General features: G+C 46.1%; 2 protein-coding genes. Both read right to left on the reverse strand.

Features of this window, described 5'->3' with window-relative positions; translation table 11 throughout:
* Window positions 1-189: 189 nt before the first annotated feature.
* Window positions 190-927 (reverse strand): 1-(5-phosphoribosyl)-5-[(5-phosphoribosylamino)methylideneamino]imidazole-4-carboxamide isomerase, encoded by a 738-nt coding sequence (hisA, locus tag ACTHUT_RS19850; protein ID WP_250599747.1) that lies wholly within the window; start codon window positions 925-927, stop codon window positions 190-192.
* 72 nt (window positions 928-999) lie between these two features.
* Window positions 1,000-1,644, reverse strand: a complete 645-nt coding sequence (gene hisH / locus ACTHUT_RS19855; protein WP_250599745.1) for an imidazole glycerol phosphate synthase subunit HisH — start codon at window positions 1,642-1,644, stop codon at window positions 1,000-1,002.
* Window positions 1,645-1,686: the final 42 nt, after the last annotated feature.

A 1,686-nucleotide genomic window follows, 5' to 3' on the forward strand; every position in this document is an offset into this window, starting at 1 on the left:
CGCTTCAAGCATACCAATCCCTTAATAAAATAAGATATTGAGTGAGTTGTTTTTTATAATTATTTCAGACAGATTTTAAGTCTAAGGACTTTGCAAAATGCCGCTTTTGAAGGTATTTTCAGCTATGCGCCAACTCCTGCGCTGTTACCCCTTGCAAAGCCCTAATCTGCATAATTAAACGCACTGAGGTCAAGCCAAAGAATCGGCCAGTTTTTGTGCCTGTGCGAAATCAATACTTCCCTCATAAATTGCGCGGCCGGTAATCGCACTGCTCACACCCTCTTTTTCAACGGCACACAATGCGCGGATATCGTCCAAATTCGTCAAGCCGCCGGAAGCGATAATCGGGATATTCACTGATTGAGCCAATTTGACGGTAGCCTCGATATTCACACCGCTCATCATGCCGTCGCGGCCGATATCGGTATAAATAATGCTGTTGACGCCATCGTCTTCAAAACGCTTGGCCAAATCGACGACATGATGCTCCGTTACCGTTGCCCAACCGTCTATCGCCACCATACCGTCTTTGGCATCCAAGCCGACGATAATCTGCCCCGGAAATGCCTTACATGCTTCGCGCACAAATTCAGGATTTTTCACCGCGGCCGTACCGATAATCACATCGGTCAGACCCAAATCCAAATACTTTTCAATGGTGCCCAAATCACGGATACCGCCGCCAAGCTGTACTGGAATATCTTTAGCCACGGCGGCCAAAATTTCTTTAATCGCCGGAAAATTTTGAGGAATGCCTGCGAATGCGCCGTTCAAATCAACCAAATGCAAACGGCGTGCGCCTTGATTGCGCCAATGCAGCGCCATCTCTGCCGGCGAATCGGAAAACACCGTCGCCTGCTCCATCAAGCCTTGTTTTAAGCGAACACAGCGTCCTTCTTTCAAATCAATGGCAGGTATCAACAGCATTTTTTTCTCCTCTACTCAATTTCAGTATATTTTACACAAATTAGCGATTTTTAGTAGATTTATGTTAAAGCCTCAAATCTGCCAATTTAAAAAATTACGCAGCAGCAGCAATCCTGCCTGATGGCTTTTCTCCGTATGGAACTGTGTGGCAAACACATTGTCCTTACCGACAATGCAGGCAAATTCATTCGGATATTCGCTGACGCCTAAAACAATCTCTTCATTTTTCGGCGCAAAATAATAGCTGTGAACAAAATAGAAATACTCGTTCTGCCCAATGTCTTGAAATAAAGGGTGCGGACGGGTTTGGCGCACTGTATTCCACCCCATATGCGGTACTTTCAGACGGCCTCCCTGTGCATCGGTTTGATTGGGCAAAAACCGTTTTACTTGACCTTCAAACCAACCCAAACCATCTGTATCGCCTTCTTCGCTGTGTTCAAACAATAATTGCGCACCTACGCAAATGCCAAAAAACGGCTTGTTTTTCAGGCCGTCTGAAACCGCCTCACCCAAACCGCTTGCCTTCAGCGCTGACATACAATCCGGCATGGCACCCTGTCCCGGAAAGATAACCTTATCCGCCGCCATCACTTCTTCAGGCCGCGAAGTCAGATAAACCTCGGCATTTTGATTGGACAAAACCTGCGCCGCCTGAACAGATTTCAATACTGAATGCAGGTTTCCCATTCCATAATCGACAATCGCTACTTTCATTGCTTCTCCTCAGGCCGTCTGAAAACATTTAATGATTAATAT

Source organism: Neisseria sp. P0022.S010 (assembly GCF_051956635.1).